Source organism: Pseudomonas parafulva NBRC 16636 = DSM 17004 (assembly GCF_000730645.1).
In the GTDB taxonomy this organism is placed as follows: domain Bacteria; phylum Pseudomonadota; class Gammaproteobacteria; order Pseudomonadales; family Pseudomonadaceae; genus Aquipseudomonas; species Aquipseudomonas parafulva.
In genome coordinates, this window is the sequence record NZ_BBIU01000041.1 from 52691 (window position 1) to 69741 (window position 17051).

The following is a 17051-nucleotide window of genomic DNA, read 5'->3' on the forward strand; positions in this document are numbered from 1 at the left end:
ATACTCCAGTACCCACCTCGGGAACTGCAAAAGGAGAAGGTCATGCTCGAGCTCGCCAGAGAGCAGATAGCCATGGGCCAGACGGCCCCAGACAAGGCGCACGCATTGCGCCTGCTGGCGGACCGGCTGGTTGCTGACGGGCTGGTCGCCGACGGTTACCTGCAAGGTTTGCAGGACCGCGAGGCGCAAGGCTCCACCTTCCTCGGCCAGGGGATCGCCATCCCCCATGGCACCCCGCAAACCCGCGACCTGGTGTTCGCCACCGGTGTGCGCCTGTTGCAGTTCCCCGAGGGTGTGGACTGGGGTGATGGCCAGAGGGTCTACCTGGCCATTGGCATTGCTGCCCGCTCCGACGAGCACCTGCGGCTGCTGCAACTGTTGACCCGCGCCCTGGGCGAAACCGACCTGGCCGAGGCGTTGCGCCGGGCCAGCACGGCCGACGCGCTGCTCAAGCTGCTGCAAGGCGCCCCTCAGGAACTGGCGCTGGACGCCCAATTGGTGGGCCTGAACCTGGCCGCCGAAGATTTCGACGAACTGGCCTGGCGCGGCGCTCGCCTGCTCCAGCGTGCCGAGTGCGTGGACAGCGGTTTTGCCGCCGTGCTGCAGCAGGCCGAGCCTCTGCCCCTGGGCGAAGGCCTGTGGTGGTTGCACAGCGAGCGCCAGGTCCGCCAGCCAGGCCTGGCCTTCGTGACCCCGCAGCAGCCGCTGCGTTACCGCGACCAGCCGCTCAACGGCCTGTTCTGCCTGGCCAGCCTGGGTGCGGCGCACCAGGCCCTGCTGGAACGCCTGTGCGAAGTGCTGATCGAAGGCCGTGGCCAGACGCTGTACCAGGCGACCAGCAGCCGGGCCGTGCTCCAGGTGTTGGGTGGCGAGGCGCCAGCAGACTGGCCCAGCGCGCGCATCGTGCTGGCCAACCCCCATGGCCTGCATGCCCGTCCGGCCAAGGTGCTAGCGCAGTTGGCCAAGGGCTTTGAAGGCGAGATCCGCGTACGCCTGGTCGACAGTGCCCAGCCCGCCGTGTCGGTGAAGAGCCTGAGCAAGCTGCTGAGCCTGGGCGCCCGCCGTGGGCAGGAACTGGAACTGGTGGCCGAGCCTGACATTGCTGCCGACGCCTTGCCGGTGCTGCTTGCCGCCATCGAACAGGGCCTGGGTGAAGACGTCGAGCCGCTGCCAACCAGCCCGGCCCCGGTAAGCACCCCGGCCCCAGAGGTGTTGCGGGCGCCCGCGCCGGGCAGCCGTGTGCAGGGTGTGGGCGCTGCGCCGGGCATCGCTTGCGGGCCAGCCCATGTGGTCACCGAACGCGCTTTCGACTACCCGCTGCGTGGCGAGTCGTGCAGCGCCGAGCGCCAGAAGCTGCGCGATGCCATTGCCAGTGTGAACACCGACTTGCAGGCGCTTGTGCAACGCAGCGAGGCGAGCATCGGCGAGATTTTTGTCACCCACCAGGAAATGCTCGCCGACCCGGCCCTGACCGATGACGTCGAACAGCGCCTGGGGCAGGGCGAGAGCGCCGCCGCCGCCTGGATGGCCGTGATCGAAGCCGCCGCCAGCCAGCAGGAGGCCCTGCATGATGCCTTGCTGGCCGAGCGCGCGGCCGACCTGCGTGACGTGGGCCGGCGGGTCCTTGCCCAGCTGTGTGGCATACAGGCACAGGCCGAACCTGACCAGCCCTACGTGCTGGTGATGACCGAGGTCGGCCCGTCCGACGTCGCCCGCCTGGACCCGGCACGGGTCGCCGGTATCGTCACCGCCCAAGGGGGCGCCACCGCACACAGTGCCATCGTCGCCCGGGCCTTGGGCATTCCGGCAGTGGTGGGTGCAGGTGCCGCGATGCTGCTGCTGGAAAACGGCACGCCGCTGTTGCTGGATGGCCAGCGCGGCGTGGTCAATGTCGCCCCGCCGGCAGAAGACCTGCAGCGGGCATTGGCCGAGCGCGACCTGCGCGAGCAACGCCTGCAGGCGGCGTGGGAGAAACGCCTGGAACCTGCGGTCACCCGCGATGGCCACGCCATCGAAGTGTTCGCCAACATCGGCGAGAGCAGCGGCATCGCCAAGGTGGTCGACCAAGGCGCCGAAGGCGTGGGCTTGTTGCGTACCGAGCTGATTTTCATGGCCCACCCCCAGGCCCCTGACGTCGCCACCCAGGAGGCTGAGTACCGCCGGGTGCTGGACGGCCTGGGCGGCCGCCCGCTGGTGGTGCGTACTTTGGACGTGGGCGGCGACAAGCCTTTGCCCTACTGGCCGATCGCTGCCGAAGAAAACCCCTTCCTGGGTGTGCGCGGGGTGCGCCTGACCCTGCAGCGCCCACTGGTGATGGAAGACCAGCTGCGCGCCCTGCTGCGTGCCGCCGACAACCGCCCGCTGCGCATCATGTTCCCCATGGTCGGCCAGGTGCATGAGTGGCGCGAGGCACGGGCCATGGTCGAGCGCCTGCGGGCGGAAATACCAGTGGCAGACCTGCAGCTGGGGATCATGGTCGAGGTGCCGTCGGCAGCGCTGCTGGCGCCGCAACTGGCCCGCGAAGTGGACTTCTTCAGCATCGGCACCAACGACCTGACCCAATACACCCTGGCCATCGACCGCGGCCACCCCAGCCTGTCGGCCCAGGCCGACGGCCTGCACCCGGCAGTGCTCAGCCTGATCGACATGACCGTGCGCGCCGCCCATGCCCATGGCAAATGGGTAGGGGTATGCGGCGAACTGGCCGCCGACCCGCAAGCGGTGGCTGTGCTGCTGGGGCTGCAGGTGGACGAGCTGAGCGTCGCGTCGCGCAGCATCGCCGAGGTCAAGGCACTGGTGCGCCAGGCCGATTATTCGACGGCCCGCGCCCTGGCGCAGGAGGCCTTGCAACAAGACAGCGCCGCAGCGGTGCGTGCGCTGGTGGAGCGTTACTGAATGGCCAAGATACTGACCCTTACCCTGAACCCCGCACTGGATATCACCATCGGCCTGGACACCCTGCGCCCCGGGCACGTCAACCGCAGCCTGGCCCAGCAAAGCCACGCCGCCGGCAAGGGCCTGAATGTGGCGCAGGTGCTGGCCGACCTGGGGCACAGCGTAACCGTTGCCGGCTTCCTCGGGCAGGACAACCTGCAGGCGTTTGAAGCCCTGATCGACTGGCGCGGCTTTGCCGACTGCTTCGTGCGCGTGCCCGGTGAAACCCGCAGCAACCTCAAGTTGGTCGAAGCCGATGGCCGGGTCACCGACATCAACGGCCAAGGCCCTGCAATCGACGACGCCGCCCGCAGCGCCCTGTTGCGTCTGCTGCTGCAAGTCGCCCCCGGCCATGATGCGGTGGTGGTCGCCGGCAGCCTGCCCCGTGGCGTAGACCCGCACTGGTTCCGGCAACTGCTCGACACGCTCAAGGCGCAGGGCCTGAAAGTAGCCCTGGACAGCAGTGGCGAGGCCCTGCGTGCAGGCCTGCAGAGCGCGCCATGGCTGGTTAAACCCAATACCGAAGAGCTGGGCGAAGTGCTTGGCCTGGCTGTGGATGAGCCCGCGCAGCAAGGCGAAGCTGCCCAGCGCTTGCTGGCAACCGGTATCGAGCACGTGGTGGTGTCTGCCGGCGAGCAGGGCGTGCGCTGGTTCCGCCAAGGGACAACCCTGGCCGCTGTACCGCCCAAGGTGACGGTGGCAAGTACCGTCGGGGCCGGCGATTCACTGGTGGCGGGCATGGTGCACGGCCTGCTGCAGCATGAGGCCCCTGCCCGAACCTTGGCCCGGGCCACCGCCATCGCGGCCCAGGCCGTCACCCAGGTGGGCTTCGGCATCCGCGACCAGGCGCAACTGGCGCACTTGGAAGCCGGGGTGCAACTGACAGAACAACAAGAGGGTTGCCGATGAACATTGCCATTGTCACCGCCTGCCCCAACGGGCAGGTGTCGAGCGTGCTGAGTGCGCGGCTGCTGTCCGCCGCTGCCCAGCGCCGCGGCTGGAGCACCAGCGTTGAGGTGCAGGATACCGAGCACCCGGAGCGCCAGCTCAGCGCTGCGCAGATCGCCGAGGCCGACTGGGTGCTGGTGGTCAGCACCGGATCTGTGGACCTGAGCCGCTTTGTGGGCAAGCGTGTTTACCAGAGTACGCCGTCCCAGGCCCTGGCCGACCGCGAAGGTTTTCTGGATGAAGCCGCCGCCCATGCCAGCCTGTTGGCTGCCGCTGCGCCCGAGACCGCGGTCGCTACCCACACCGCCGTACGCATCGTGGCCGTCACCGCCTGCCCGACCGGCGTTGCGCATACCTTCATGGCAGCCGAGGCTTTGCAGCAGGCGGCGCAGCAGCTGGGCTACCAGCTTACGGTCGAGACCCAAGGCTCGGTGGGCGCGCGCAACCCGTTGTCTGCCGACGCCATCGCGGCGGCCGATGTGGTGCTGCTGGCCGCCGACATCGAAGTGCCCACGGCGCGGTTCGCCGGCAAGCGCATCTACCGCTGCGGTACCGGCATCGCCTTGAAGCAGGCGCGAGCCACCCTGGATAAGGCCTTGGCCGAGGCGAAAGTGGAAGGGGCTGCCGATGCGGCAGCTGCCGCCCCGGCCAAGGGCGAGAAAACCGGGGTGTACAAGCACCTGCTGACCGGTGTGTCCTTCATGTTGCCCATGGTGGTGGCGGGCGGCCTGCTGATTGCACTGTCGTTCGTATTCGGCATCGAGGCGTACAAGGAACCCGGTACCCTGCCTGCAGCTTTGATGCAAATCGGTGGCGAAGCCGCCTTCAAGTTGATGGTGCCGCTGTTGGCCGGTTACATCGCCTGGTCCATCGCCGACCGCCCCGGGCTGGCCCCCGGCATGATAGGCGGCCTGCTGGCCAGTACCCTGGGCGCAGGCTTCATTGGCGGCATCGTGGCGGGTTTCCTGGCCGGTTACAGCGCAAAAGCCATTGCCCGCTGGGCGCGGCTACCCACCAGCCTGGAAGCGCTCAAGCCAATCCTGATCATCCCGTTGCTGGCCAGCCTGTTCACCGGCCTGATCATGATCTATGTGGTCGGCCAGCCGGTGGCGGCCATGCTCGAGGGCCTTACCCATTTCCTCGACAGCATGGGCACCACCAATGCCATCCTGCTGGGCCTGTTGCTGGGCGGCATGATGTGCGTGGACCTGGGCGGGCCGATTAACAAGGCGGCCTACGCGTTTTCGGTCGGGCTGCTGGCTTCGTCCAGCTACGCACCCATGGCGGCCACCATGGCGGCGGGCATGGTGCCGCCGATTGGCCTGGGTATCGCCACCTTCCTGGCGCGTCGCAAGTTCGCGCAAAGCGAGCGGGAGGCGGGCAAGGCTGCACTGGCGCTGGGGTTGTGCTTTATCTCTGAAGGTGCAATTCCGTTCGCCGCCAAGGACCCGCTGCGGGTGATCCCCGCAAGCATTGCGGGCGGCGCGCTCACCGGGGCGTTGTCGATGTATTTCGGCTGCAAGCTGATGGCGCCCCACGGCGGGCTGTTCGTGTTGCTGATCCCCAATGCCATCAACCATGCCTTGCTTTACCTGCTGGCAATCGTCGCGGGTAGCCTGGTGACGGCAGTGATTTACGCGGTGATCAAGAAGAGCGAGCAGGTAGAACTGGCCGTGGCGCCCGCCAAAGGCTGACCCGTTCACCTTTCACCCATGCCCTGGGGCCACTCAGCCGCTCCAGGGCATGGACGCGTCAGCGTGATTGATGCTTGTGCCGCAATGGCACCAGCAGGTCACTCAGGCCGTTATGGTCGATTTCGTGCATCAATGCCAGTAACCCACCCAGTTCCCCCTGCGGAAAACCCTTTCGGGCAAACCAGGCCAGGTAGTCCCCCGGCAGTTCAGCGATGGCGCGACCCTGATATTTGCCGAACGGCATGGTGCGGGTAACGAGTAATTCCAGGGTTTCTGGGTTCATGTCTGTTCACTGAGTCCGATTGATGCGGTGACGATACTGCAATCTGCACGAGCGCCGAAGTCGCGATCATGCAGAACGCCGCTGCCGAGAGTTTACGGTCATCATTTAAATCATTGATATATATATAGTTTTATTTATTTGTCAGGTTGGCACGATCGCTGCTCTTATCTAGAGGACTACCACCTGCCAAGGAGTTTTGCCATGAGCAACCCGAACAAAGACGTTGTGGATGTACTGAACGACCTGATCGAGTACAGCAAAGACGGCGAGAAGGGTTTCCGTGAATCGGCCGACGATGTGAAGAACACTGAGCTCAAGGCATTCTTCGCACAGCGTGCTGGCGAGTGCGCCAACGCCGCAGCAGAGCTGCAAAGCGAAGTGCGTCGCCTGGGTGGCGACCCTGAGACTTCCACCAGCATCAGCGGTGACCTGCACCGTGGTTGGGTGAACCTTAAGTCCATGGTCACCGGCAAAGACGAAGAGGCCGTTCTGAACGAAGTGGAACGTGGTGAAGACCACGCCCTGAAGGCCTACAAAGAAGCCCGCGAAAAACTGGTCAAGCTTGGGCGCGCAGCTACCGATACCGCTTATGCGCTGGTTGAGAAGCAACTGCAAGGCGTACAGCGTAACCACGACCAGGTCAAAGCCCTGCGCGACGCCGCCCGCGCTCGCTCTTAACGGCCGGGCCCCTCGACACGGTTGCGGCCATTGGCTTTAGCCCTGTAGAGCGCTTCATCCGCAGCACCCAGCAGGCCTGCCAGGTCATGCTGGGTGTTTGCCGTGTGGGCACTGACGCCAATGCTCACCGTGACAGGTTGTGTGTCCTGGCCAAACGGCGCCAGCCGCTCAACCCGGGCGCGTATTATCTCTGCCAGCAGCATCGCCCCCGCCTCATCGGTTTCCGGCAATACCACCTGAAATTCCTCACCCCCGTAACGGGCTGCCAAGTCGGCAGGCCGCCTGATCGACGCCTCGATGGCCTTGGCTACCTCGCGCAAGGCATGGTCGCCCCCTGCATGGCCGTGGCGCTGGTTGAATGCCTTGAAATGGTCCACATCCACCATCAGCACGGCGAGTGGCTTGCGGTTGCGCTGGGTACGCGCCCATTCCTGGCGCAGCACCTGGTCGAGCCGCCTGCGGTTGGCCAGGCCGGTCAGGCTGTCGGTTGCAGCCAGGGCGGCAAGGCCCTGTTCAGCCTGTTGGCGCCGACGCAGTTCTCGGCCCAGCAGCAGTGTCAGCCACAGGATGCCTGCGCACAGCAGGCCCGTGGCGACACTGACCATGATGGCGGTGCGGCGCCACGAGGCGAATACGTCGTCGGCAGAATGCACCACCAGCACGATCAGGGGCAATTGCGCGACCCTGGCGAAGGTGTACATGCGCGGGCGACCGTCGGTTGCCGACGCCGCAGTAAAACTGCCGCTCTGCTGGCTGAGCATGCGGCGGAAATTCGGTCGGTCTGCATAATTGCTGCCGATGGGTGGGTCCTGCGCGCGTGCGGGTTGACGCGCCAGCAGCTGGCCATCGGTATTGAACAGGTTGATGTTGCTGTCCGCACCAATGTCCAACCTGCGGAACAGGTCCACGAAGTAAGACAGGCGCAGGGCACCGGCGGCAACACCGGCAAATTCGCCACCAGGCCCCGTGATGCGCCGGCTGAAGCTGATGCACCAGTCCAGGCCGCCCAGCCGCGCCTTGAACGGTGGGCCAACCAGCAACCCCAGGCTTTCATTGCGCGCGTGGGCCTGAAATACCCCGGTGTCGGCGAAATTGGCCTTGCGTGGCACAGTGCTGGTTGAGTCCCCCACCACATCGCCTTGCTTGTCCAGCCATAGCACGTCCCCGCGCTTGCGGTCGACGAACGCTTCGTTGAACAGCAAGCGCTGGCGCACCGGGCCCGGCATGCTCGGCAGCTCGCTGCGCCCAACGGCCCATATCAGACCCTTGAGGGATTGGTCGTAAAGCTCGGCATTGCGCAAAATGTCACTTTCGATCAGCTGCACGATGTTGCTGGCCGAGCGCACGGCCGACAACTCCACGCTGTCCCGCTCACGGGCCAGCAGGTAACTGACGATGGCCACGATCGCCAGCACGGCCACGCAGCTGCCCAGGGTAAGCGCCAGTTCGGGGTGTGACCTGTGAAGTGCGAAACGCGGTGAGGGGGTTGGCATGTTCGCTACTGCAGGGGCAGGGCCATTCGCGGCGGCGACATTCTAGGGAACTGTGGATTGTCGGACAAGTTTGCCCGACAGAATCCCCATGCGGCAGTGTTCAGCACTGCCGCAGGTTCAGGCCGAGGGGCGGCAGACCCAGGTCAGAACACGTTGAACGGGTAGTCGACGATAACCCGCACTTCATCGTTGTCGCTGTTGCTGTCGATGGACGCATAGCCCTGGCTGCCACGGTGGGTGGCGTAGCGCAGCAATACCGACAGGTCCTTGAAGTCACCTTCCTGGAACACGTATTTCACATCCAGGTCGCGCTCCCAGTGGGTGGCGTTCTTGCCGTCGGCGCGGTAGTAGTCGTAGTGGGTATTGCCCTGGTCGGCCTTGGTCAGGTCTGCCTTACCCCGCGAGTACGACAGCGACGTGCTCAAGCCAGGCATGCCCAGGCCGGCGAAATCGTAGCCGTATTGCAGCTTCCACGAGCGCTCGTTGGGCGCGTTGAAGTCCGAGTACATGCGCGAGTTGTCCAGGTACACGCTGTCACCCAGGTTGATGTAGTCGAACGGCGTGTCACCGTTGACCCGCTGGTAGGCCGCCGTCACGCTGTGGTGCCCGGCGTTCAACGTCAGGTGCAGGCTGTAGGTATTGTTGTCGATGCGCCCGAGCAGCGCCCTGCCGGTGTTCTGGGTGTGGTAGAAGTGCGCGCCAGGGTTCAGGCTGAGCTGGTCGTTGACCACGTAGGTGTAGTCGAAGTCAGCGTAGTACTGGTTCCAGATGTCCTTGAGCTCAGCGGCATACAGGCTGGTGGTGATGCTTGGCGTGCCGGTCCAGGCGGCACCGGCCCAGCTCAGGTGTCGGCTTTTGTCGTGGCCGTCGAGGGTGCCGTAGTAGCTGTCGATGCGGCGGTGTCCGCTTTGGTTGTATGGCTTGGTGAAACTCACCTGGCCACCTTCGAGCAACAGGCCGTCGATGCTGTGGTTGCTCAGGCTGACGCCGCGGAAGGTCTGCGGCAGCATGCGGGTTTCACCACCGGCGATCACCGGGTTGGTCAGAAACAGGTCGCCGGCTTTCAGTTCGGTATCCAGTGCCCTGAGCTTCACCGCAGCCCCCGCGGTGGAGAATGAACGCGGGGCGGCGCCCAGTTCGCCATCAGCTTTGACATGGGCAGGCAGGATGCTGGTACCAGCATAACCGCCACCGCCGTCCAGCTTCAGCCCCAGCATGGCATGAGCATCGAGACCAAAACCGACCGTGCCAGGGGTATAGCCCGATTCGAAACGCGCCACGGCACCCTGGCCCCATTCACGTTTGTCGCGAACGCTGGGGTTGTGGTTGTCGCGGTTGAAGTAGGCATTGCGCAGGTTCAGGTTCAGGGACGAGCCTTCGACAAAACCCTGGGCCGGGCTGTCATCTGCCTGGGCGGCGCATGGAATAGTTGCAGTCAATGCAATGAACAACGGGGTAAAACGGAACGCGGAAGGCACCGGGACAAGCTCCTTGTTTCTGTCGGTGGGGCAGTTTTTGTTGTCGATGTTTGCGCTTTATATCAAGGGACGATAGGGCCGGGCAGAAAACCAGCGCCTATAAAAAAAGCCGCTGATCGGCAGCGGCTTTCAAAGGCTAACATATCGACACAAACCCTGGCCATGTCACCCAAGGCCCACCGCGGCACAGCGGCTTCAGCTGTCGGCATTGGCATCCACGGTAGCTTTTGCAGCGGTCTGTTTTGCGCCTTTCACGGCATCCAGCTGTTGTGCGGCAACGGCTTCGCGAGCCTCTTCGTGGGTGCTGGCGAATGCTGCATTGCGGGCGACGAACGCCGGGGACTCTTCGGCCATGGCCAGGGGTGACAACAACAGGGAAGACAGGACGAACACGCTGGCAATACCCATACTGTTGGACATTTGTAACTACCTTCTTGCGGTGCAAGTGTTAATGAGGACAGGGCTGAAGTTAGCCCTTCACCGGCCTTGGAAACAGAGTGAAGTTGGATAAGCACTCTTGCACGAAAGGTAACTATCTTCGGCAAACAGGTGGCGTCCAGGCGTAAACCTGCGGGCTAGAGCCTTTCAAGCCCATCGCCCGTTACGCCTGGGGCAGGCGTGCGCAATCAATAGGGGCGTTCAGAACCCGATAAAAGCGTAATAAACAGGCGGTTCGCTGGTGGTTTGCATCCCCCAGGCCTGCAAGTCTGAAACCAGTGCTTCATTCTCCACATGCAAGGTCCAGCGCTCACCGTCGGTTTCTGCAACCTGCGACAGGGCCGTTGCGAAAGCGCCCATGTCGGGCAGGTAGGCGGTAAAGCCATTGCCTTTCACTGCGCTGGTGGTCATGCCCAGCCTCTGGCACACCGCAACCTTCGCGGCGATGTCGTCACGGTCAGCCTGGCGGGATGCCTGCACCAACGCCTCCAGGCCAGCATCCAGCAACTGTGTGCCGTGAATCAGTTGCGGGCCCTGCTGCCAGGCTTCGGGTGGGCAGTCCTTGCTCTCCGGCCGCAGCGGGATATGCGGGTTGATTTCTACCGGGTAGATACGGCACACCAGCGGCCGTTGCTCGTAGATGGTGCACAGGTCGTTGTCGTCCAGGTTGCGACAACGGCCCGGGTTGAAGGCGGCGAAGGTCACCGACACCCGGGCCTCACCACTGCCGCACGGCACCGGGTGGGAGCGACGCAGCACATGGTCGCGCTGCTCAGCCGGCATGCCCGGGCCGTCCGTCACGAACGCCTCGATCAGAACCACCACCTGCCCACCCGCATCCGCCCACTGGCGGGCCTCGCTCAAGGTCAGGGGTACGTGATGCCCGGTGCAGCACTTGCCGCAACCGGTGCAGGCGAAACGTAGGCTGTCGGTCACTTGCTCTGCGGGCTCCACTCACTGACGTACGCCTGCTGCTGACGGCGATCGTACAGGCACAGCTCGGTGCCGGTGCGCTGCTTCATGTGCTTTTGCGGGTACACGCCTTCAATCAGCAGGGCGCTCATGGCCACCCGGTCATCGAACTCTGCAGGCTTGCCGCGGGCATGGGCGTTCTTGAACTGGCTGGCGGCCAGGCACGCCTTGATCATCTGCTGGCGGTGTTCGTTCCAGGCCTCATTGCTGGAGGCTTGGGCAACGCCGCTGAACAGGGCGCAACTGATCACAATGGAGCTGAGGCACTTCATGAATGGCTTCCCACAGGTCGCTGGCTGAGAGGGAATTATGCCCCAGTCACACCTGAGGGCAAGCCGGGTGTGGTCACAGCCGGTCAGCGCTCGGCGAACACCACGGCCCGCGCCGCCACCACCAGGCAGTCGGTCAGCTCCGGGGAAGAAAATTTGGTAAGGATGGCGTTGGCCCCGGCCTGGGTCGCCTTCTCGCTGCTCATGGCACTGTCCAGCGAGGTGTGCAGCAGCACGTAGAGGTGTTGAAAGTCCGGGGTCTGGCGCAAGGTGCGGGTGAACGCGTAGCCGTCCATTTCGCTCATCTCGATGTCCGAGACGATGATGTTGATTTCCTGCGCCGTGCCTTGCAGTTCCAGCAGCACGTTGATGGCGTCCTTGGCACTGCGTGCGGTGCGGCATTCGATGCCCAGGTTGCGCAGGGTATGCACCGACTGCTGCAGGGCCACGTTGCTGTCGTCCACCACCAGGATGTTGGCAGCGGCCAGCAGGCTGGCATCTTCCTCGCTGAGCCCACCAGGGTGAGGCTCCGGCGCAGGCGGGGCGATGCCGTGGATGACTTTTTCGATGTCCAGTACCTGTACCAGGGCGTTGTCCACCCGCGTTACACCGGTGATGAACGAGCGGTTGCCCGAGCCGAAGGGCGGGGGTTTGATGTCGGTGCTCAGGCAATGCACGATGCGGCTTACCGCCTGCACGTGCAGGCCCTGGCGCGAGCGGCTGATCTCGGTGACGATGAGGCAGCCACCGTTCGGGTCGGCCAGCGGCATCTCGCCGATGGCGCGGGACAGGTCGATGACCGACAGCGGGTGGCCACGCAAGGTGGCCACGCCCTTCACGTGCGGGTGCGATTCAGGCAGCTTGGTCAGCGCTGGGCAGGGGATGATTTCGCTGACCTTGAGCAGGTTGATTGCCATCAGCTTGCCGCTGCGCAGGGTGAACAGCAGCAGGGACAAAGCGTCCGCGCGGGCATTTTGCGTGGCCATGGTGACCTTCGGTGGGGAACAGGGGATAACAGGCTATCGGCCTGTTCCGTGCAGGCTTTAGGGTGGATTGACTAACGTTCGCGCAACGCCTCCTTGGCCCGGTTGAGCGGCTTGATCAGGTAGTCGAGGATGGTCTTTTCGCCGGTGCGGATATCCACCGTGGCAATCATCCCCGGCACGATCGCAAAGTGCTTGCCAGCCTTGTTCTGCAGGCTGTCCTGCTCGGTGCGGATGAACACCCGGTAGTAGTAGATTTCCGGTTTAACCTCGTCCTGCAGGGTATCGGGCGAGATCCCCACCACCTTGCCATCCAGGCCGCCATACACCGAATAGTCATAGGCGCTGATCTTTACCTTGGCCTGCTGGTCGGGGTGGATGAAGGCGATGTCGCGCGGTGCGATGCGGGTTTCGATCAGCAGGCGTTCGTCCATCGGCACGATCTTCATCACCTGGCCGCCCGGTTGCACCACGCCGCCCAAGGTATTGACCTCGATGTCCTTGACGATACCCCGCACCGGCGAGCGCAGCGTCAGGCGGGTGAGCGAATCGCTGCGCCCACGAATGACCTCCGACAAACTGTCGGCCTCGGCACTGGCCTTGGCCAGTTCTTCCCTGGCGCGCACCAGGTAGTCCGACCGCGCCTCGGTGGCCTTGAGTTCCAGTTCCGAGCGCTGGCGGTTCAGGCGAATCACCTCCACCCGGCTGGAAGCGCCCATCTTGGCCAGGTTTTCGGTGATTTTCAGCTCGCTGCGCACCAGCCGCAGCGAGTCCTCGATGCCGGCCAGGGTCTGCTCCAGGCCACGGCGGCGGGTCTGGTACAGCGCGGTTTCGGCATCAATCAGCTCCGGCGATTCGCGCAAACCGGGCGGAAACACCAGGGGCTTGCCAGTGACCTCTGCCTGCAGGCGCGCCTGGCTGGCCTTTGCCGCGCGGTACTTGGCCTCGCTCTCGCCCACGCTGGAGGCCGTCTTGGTCGGGTCGAGCTGAGCCAGCACCTGGCCACGCTCGACCAGGTCGCCTTCGGCCACACTCATCTGCGCGACGATTCCGCCTTCGAACGACTGGATCACCTGCTCCCGCGAACTGGGGATGACCTTGCCAGTGCCGGTGGATACCTCGGTCACTTCGAACCAGGCCGCCCAGGCCAGGAACGCCGCCAGCATCAGAGCGCACAAGGTGATCAGGCGGCTGGCGCGGAACACCGCCTGGTCGTCCTGCCCATCGAGGTAAGAGGCGGGGAGTTCATGGTTGCTCATGCCTGCGCTCCTTGCAGCTTGGCCAGCGCGGCTTCGCGCGCATCATCGATGACGACCCGCCCGCCATCGAGGACCACGATGCGGTCTACCCGCTGCAGCACGCTCAGGCGGTGGGTGGCGATCACCAGGGTGCGGCCCTGGCAGAAGCGGTCGAGGTTATCCAGCAGCCGGCGTTCGGTGATGTCGTCCAGCGAGGCGGTCGGCTCATCCAGCAGCAGCACCTGCGGCTGGCGCACCAGCAGGCGTGACAGCACCAGGGCCTGACGCTGGCCGCCAGACAACCCCAGCCCGCCCTCCAGAATCAGGTGGTCCATGCCCTTGGGCAGGCGTCGCACGAAGTCCAGGGCGCCGGTGGCAGCCAGCGCAGCCACCAGTTCCTGGTCGCTGGCTTGCCCGGCCCCCAGGGTGAGGTTTTCCCGCAGGGTGCCGTGGAACAGCCGTGCGTACTGGGCGAGCAGCCCCACGTCGCGGCGCAGGTCGGCAGGGTCGAGGTGGGCCATGGCGATGCCATCCAGGCTGACTTCACCCTGGCTCAGGTCCATTGCGCCGGCAAGGGCCTGCAGCAGTGTCGACTTGCCTGCACCGTTGCGACCCAGTACGGCAATGCGTTCGCCTGGGCGAATGTCCAGCCGGGCGATGTTGAGCACCGGTGGGGTGTCTTCGCTGTAGCGGAAGGTGGCCTGGCGCAGGCTGTACTCCCCGCGAATGGCGGGCAGGTGCACCCGTGCCTCACCCTCCGGGTGGTCGACGGGCGACTGCATCAGCTTGTCCAGCCCCTGCAAGGCCACCTTGGCCTGCTGCCAGCGGGTGAGCACATGAGTAAGCTGGGCCAGCGGCGCCATCATGCGCGAAGACAGCATGGACGCGGCCACCAGGCTGCCGGTGGTGAGGTCCCCGGCAATGACCATGGGCGCGCCGATGACGATGACCACGGCGAACACCGCGCCCTGTACGTTCTGCGTCCAGGCCACCAGGCCATTGGTGAGTGTGCGCAGGCGCAGGTTGGTGTGGGCGCAGGCGGCGTTGTACTGGTTCCATTGCCGCTCGAAGCGCGCCTCGGCCTGCAGTGCCTTGATTTCGTCCAGGCCTTGCACGCTTTCCACCAGCATGGCATTGCGCAGCGACGACTCGCGCATCGACGCATTGGCCAGCCGGGCCAGGCGCCGCTGCGCCAGCAGGCCCGGCAGCACCATGGCCAGCAAGGCCACCAGCGGCACGAACACCAGCACGCCGCCGATCAGCCAGAACACCAGCAGGAACAACAGGAAGAAGGGCAGGTCGGCCAGCGCCGTGGCCGTGCTGGAGGTGATCAGGTCACGCACCGACTCCAGCTCGCGCAATTGCGAGATGAACGAGCCGGTGGATTTGGGCCGTACCGAGTTGCGCAGGCGCAGGGCATGCCCGTACACCAGGTCGCTCACCCGCAGGTCTGCACGCTTGCCCAGCAGGTCGGTCACCTTCAGCCGCAACAGGCGCATGCTGAAGTCGAACACCAGCGCCAGCACCACACCACCAAACAGCACGTACAGGGTGGGCAGCGATTCGGCCGGGATCACCCGGTCGTACACCTGCATGGAAAACAGCACACCCGCCAGCGCCAGCACATTGGCCACCAGCGAAGCGACCATCACCTGGCCATAGGGGCGCAGGTCGCGCAGCACGATGCGGGCGAACCAGTGGCGGTCGTAGGGGGCGGTGTAGTCGTCGGTGCGCACGTCGCGCAGCGGGCGTGCCGGGCGCAGCAGGGCGACGCGGGTGATTCTGTCCACCAGGGTATCGCGTGGCAGGCGTGATGCGAGGCCTTGATCGCCGGCAAACACCACGGCCAGTTCGTCTTCCTGGGTGACCGACTCCACCACCGCCAGCTGGCCGTCGTCCAGCTCCAGCACCAGCGGCGTGCGCCACTGGCGCAGCCCTTTGGCGTCGAAGCGCACGAAGCGCAGCGCCAGGCCCGCCTGGCGCGCCATGTGGCGCAGGATTTCGTCCAGCGGGCGGGCATCTTCGTCAGCCGCCAGGCGGATACGCTGGGGCGATACGTCCAGGCGGTAGTGGTGGGCCACCTGCAGCATCACCTCAAGCCACGGGCCCAGGTCTGCGCGGGGCGCGGGTGCAGGGGCCGCGGCCTGTTCAGGCAGCGTCACATTGATCGGGTCGCTCATGGCTGGATCTCCACACCTTGCAGGTTGCGCCCCTCAAGGCCCAGGGCGGCCCGCAGAGCGCCGGTGTTGTACAGGCAGTCCACGTCCAGGCGCAGCAGGTCGGAGCGGGTGCCGGCCAGCTCGAAACGTGATTGGTAGATTTCCTGCTCGGCGTTCAGCAGGTCGAGCAGTGGCCGGGTGCCCAGGTCCAGGTATTGGCGGCCGTACAGCATGCGCGCCTCCTGAATGCTGACCTGGCGCGCTTCCAGCGAACCCAGGCGACGGCCCAGGCCGGAGGTTTGCGCCATGGCTTCGGCCAGCCCACGGCGCGCCTGCAGGCGGGCGGCGTCTTCGGCGGAGTCGGCGGCGGTGAGCGCATAGCCGGCTGCCCGGGTGCGCGCGCTGATGGCCCCGCCCTGGTAGATAGGCACTTCCACGTTCAGGTAGATACCGGCCTGGGTTCGGTCCAGGCGACCGTTGTCGCGGTTGTAGTCGTTGTCCAGGTAGTGGTTGACCTGCGGCTGCAACGACACCGTCGGGTAAGCCTCGGCCTTGGCCTGGGCCAGTTCGGCCTGGCCCTGAGCGCGCTGGGCCAGGGCCATCAGCACACCTGGCAGGCGCTCGTCGCCCTGCGCCGGGCGCTGGCAAGCCTGGGCCAGTTCCGGGGGCGGCTGCTCGGTGAGGGAGACGGGCGTGACGCGCCCCAGCAAGGCGGCCAGGGTGGAACGCCAGCGTTCGTACTGCGAACGGTATTCTTCCAGCACGGCGCGGGCGCTTTGCACCCGGGACTCGGCCTGCACCACGTCGGAACGGGTACTGGCACCCATGTCGCTGCGCTGACGGGCCATGCTGGCAATGTCACCGACCCCGCGGATCTGCTCGCGGGCGATGGCGATCAACTGCTCGTAGCGGCGGGTTTCGATCCAGGCATAGGCGGTATCGCGCGCCAGGTCGTCCACTACCAGCAGGATGTTGGCCTGGGCACGGGCGGCAGCGGCCTGGGCGGCACTGACCGCATGGTCCACCTTGCCGAAGTCGTACAGCATCTGCTTGAGCGAAAGGTTTACCGCCTGGCTGTTGCGGTCGCCCCCATAGCCGGTGTCATAGCCGGTGCGGATACCCCCGGAAATCTGCGGGTAATAGCCCGCGCGGGCGACGTTGATGCCCTCGCCCTGCTTGTAGAGGTCGCCGATGGCCTCGGCGATACTCGGGTGCCATTGCGCAGCCTGCAGCACCGCATCGGACAACCCCAGGCGCTGGGCGCTGGCGACCGGCGCCATGCCGGTGGCGGGGCGGGTGGGTACGGCACCTGGCGCATCGCGCAACAGCGATGGGCCAATTTGGCGCAACGTCGGGTCCAGGTCATCGGCGGCCTGGGCCGCCGGGTAAAGGTTCATGGCCAGGAGCCCGAAGGCCCCCAGCAACAACGGTGACAGCGCACTGCTTCGCTTCACTGAGTGTCCTTACTGCTGATCATCATCCAT

14 protein-coding genes are annotated in these 17051 nt (G+C 65.4%); 4 read left to right on the forward strand and 10 right to left on the reverse strand.

Annotated features, from left to right (window positions below; translation table 11 throughout):
• Positions 1-42 precede the first annotated feature (42 nt).
• The 3 genes from ptsP to PPA02S_RS21080 are packed head-to-tail and all read left to right on the forward strand — an operon-like array spanning position 43 to position 5576.
• The gene (gene ptsP, locus PPA02S_RS21070) at positions 43-2895 is read left to right on the forward strand and encodes a phosphoenolpyruvate--protein phosphotransferase (protein ID WP_028631640.1); all 2853 of its coding nucleotides are present in this window, start codon (positions 43-45) and stop codon (positions 2893-2895) included.
• Entirely contained in the window at positions 2896-3843 is a 948-nt protein-coding gene (pfkB, locus tag PPA02S_RS21075) for a 1-phosphofructokinase (protein WP_028631639.1), read from the forward strand.
• On the forward strand, positions 3840-5576 hold the full coding sequence (locus PPA02S_RS21080) for a PTS fructose-like transporter subunit IIB (protein WP_028631638.1): 1737 nt from the start codon (positions 3840-3842) through the stop codon (positions 5574-5576). The genes pfkB and PPA02S_RS21080 overlap by 4 nt, the downstream gene beginning before the upstream one ends.
• A gap of 58 nt (positions 5577-5634) precedes the next feature.
• On the opposite strand, the gene PPA02S_RS21085 is transcribed toward PPA02S_RS21080, so the two are convergent.
• Positions 5635-5859, reverse strand: a complete 225-nt coding sequence (locus PPA02S_RS21085; protein ID WP_028631637.1) for a DUF3820 family protein — start codon at positions 5857-5859, stop codon at positions 5635-5637.
• A gap of 201 nt (positions 5860-6060) precedes the next feature.
• Here PPA02S_RS21085 and PPA02S_RS21090 point away from each other — a divergent pair, with 201 nt between their 5' ends.
• A complete protein-coding gene (locus PPA02S_RS21090; protein ID WP_028631636.1) occupies positions 6061-6537 on the forward strand; it encodes a ferritin-like domain-containing protein in 477 nt (158 codons plus the stop codon).
• Here the strand turns inward: PPA02S_RS21090 and PPA02S_RS21095 are convergent.
• The 9 genes from PPA02S_RS21095 to PPA02S_RS21135 form a co-directional block, all read right to left on the reverse strand.
• Complete coding sequence (locus PPA02S_RS21095; protein ID WP_028631635.1) at positions 6534-8030, reverse strand: sensor domain-containing diguanylate cyclase; 1497 nt, start codon at positions 8028-8030, stop codon at positions 6534-6536. The genes PPA02S_RS21090 and PPA02S_RS21095 overlap by 4 nt on opposite strands.
• A gap of 143 nt (positions 8031-8173) precedes the next feature.
• Complete coding sequence (locus tag PPA02S_RS21100) at positions 8174-9508, reverse strand: OprD family porin (RefSeq protein WP_028631634.1); 1335 nt, start codon at positions 9506-9508, stop codon at positions 8174-8176.
• A gap of 195 nt (positions 9509-9703) precedes the next feature.
• The gene (locus tag PPA02S_RS21105) at positions 9704-9928 is read right to left on the reverse strand and encodes a hypothetical protein (RefSeq protein WP_028631633.1); all 225 of its coding nucleotides are present in this window, start codon (positions 9926-9928) and stop codon (positions 9704-9706) included.
• Positions 9929-10147: 219 nt separating this feature from the next.
• Positions 10148-10882: a YkgJ family cysteine cluster protein gene (locus PPA02S_RS21110; protein ID WP_028631632.1), complete on the reverse strand. Its 735-nt coding sequence runs from the start codon at positions 10880-10882 to the stop codon at positions 10148-10150.
• A complete protein-coding gene (locus PPA02S_RS21115) occupies positions 10879-11190 on the reverse strand; it encodes a hypothetical protein (protein WP_028631631.1) in 312 nt (103 codons plus the stop codon). The genes PPA02S_RS21110 and PPA02S_RS21115 overlap by 4 nt, the downstream gene beginning before the upstream one ends.
• Positions 11191-11273: 83 nt before the next feature.
• Positions 11274-12173, reverse strand: a complete 900-nt coding sequence (locus PPA02S_RS21120; RefSeq protein WP_028631630.1) for a chemotaxis protein — start codon at positions 12171-12173, stop codon at positions 11274-11276.
• 71 nt (positions 12174-12244) lie between these two features.
• The gene (locus tag PPA02S_RS21125) at positions 12245-13429 is read right to left on the reverse strand and encodes an HlyD family type I secretion periplasmic adaptor subunit (RefSeq protein ID WP_028631629.1); all 1185 of its coding nucleotides are present in this window, start codon (positions 13427-13429) and stop codon (positions 12245-12247) included.
• Positions 13426-15588 (reverse strand): type I secretion system permease/ATPase, encoded by a 2163-nt coding sequence (locus PPA02S_RS21130; protein WP_028631628.1) that lies wholly within the window; start codon positions 15586-15588, stop codon positions 13426-13428. Before PPA02S_RS21130 ends, PPA02S_RS21125 begins: the two co-directional genes overlap by 4 nt.
• Positions 15585-17021, reverse strand: coding sequence for a TolC family outer membrane protein (locus tag PPA02S_RS21135; RefSeq protein ID WP_028631627.1), 1437 nt, complete (start codon positions 17019-17021; stop codon positions 15585-15587). Before PPA02S_RS21135 ends, PPA02S_RS21130 begins: the two co-directional genes overlap by 4 nt.
• Between the last annotated feature and the right edge of the window lie 30 nt (positions 17022-17051).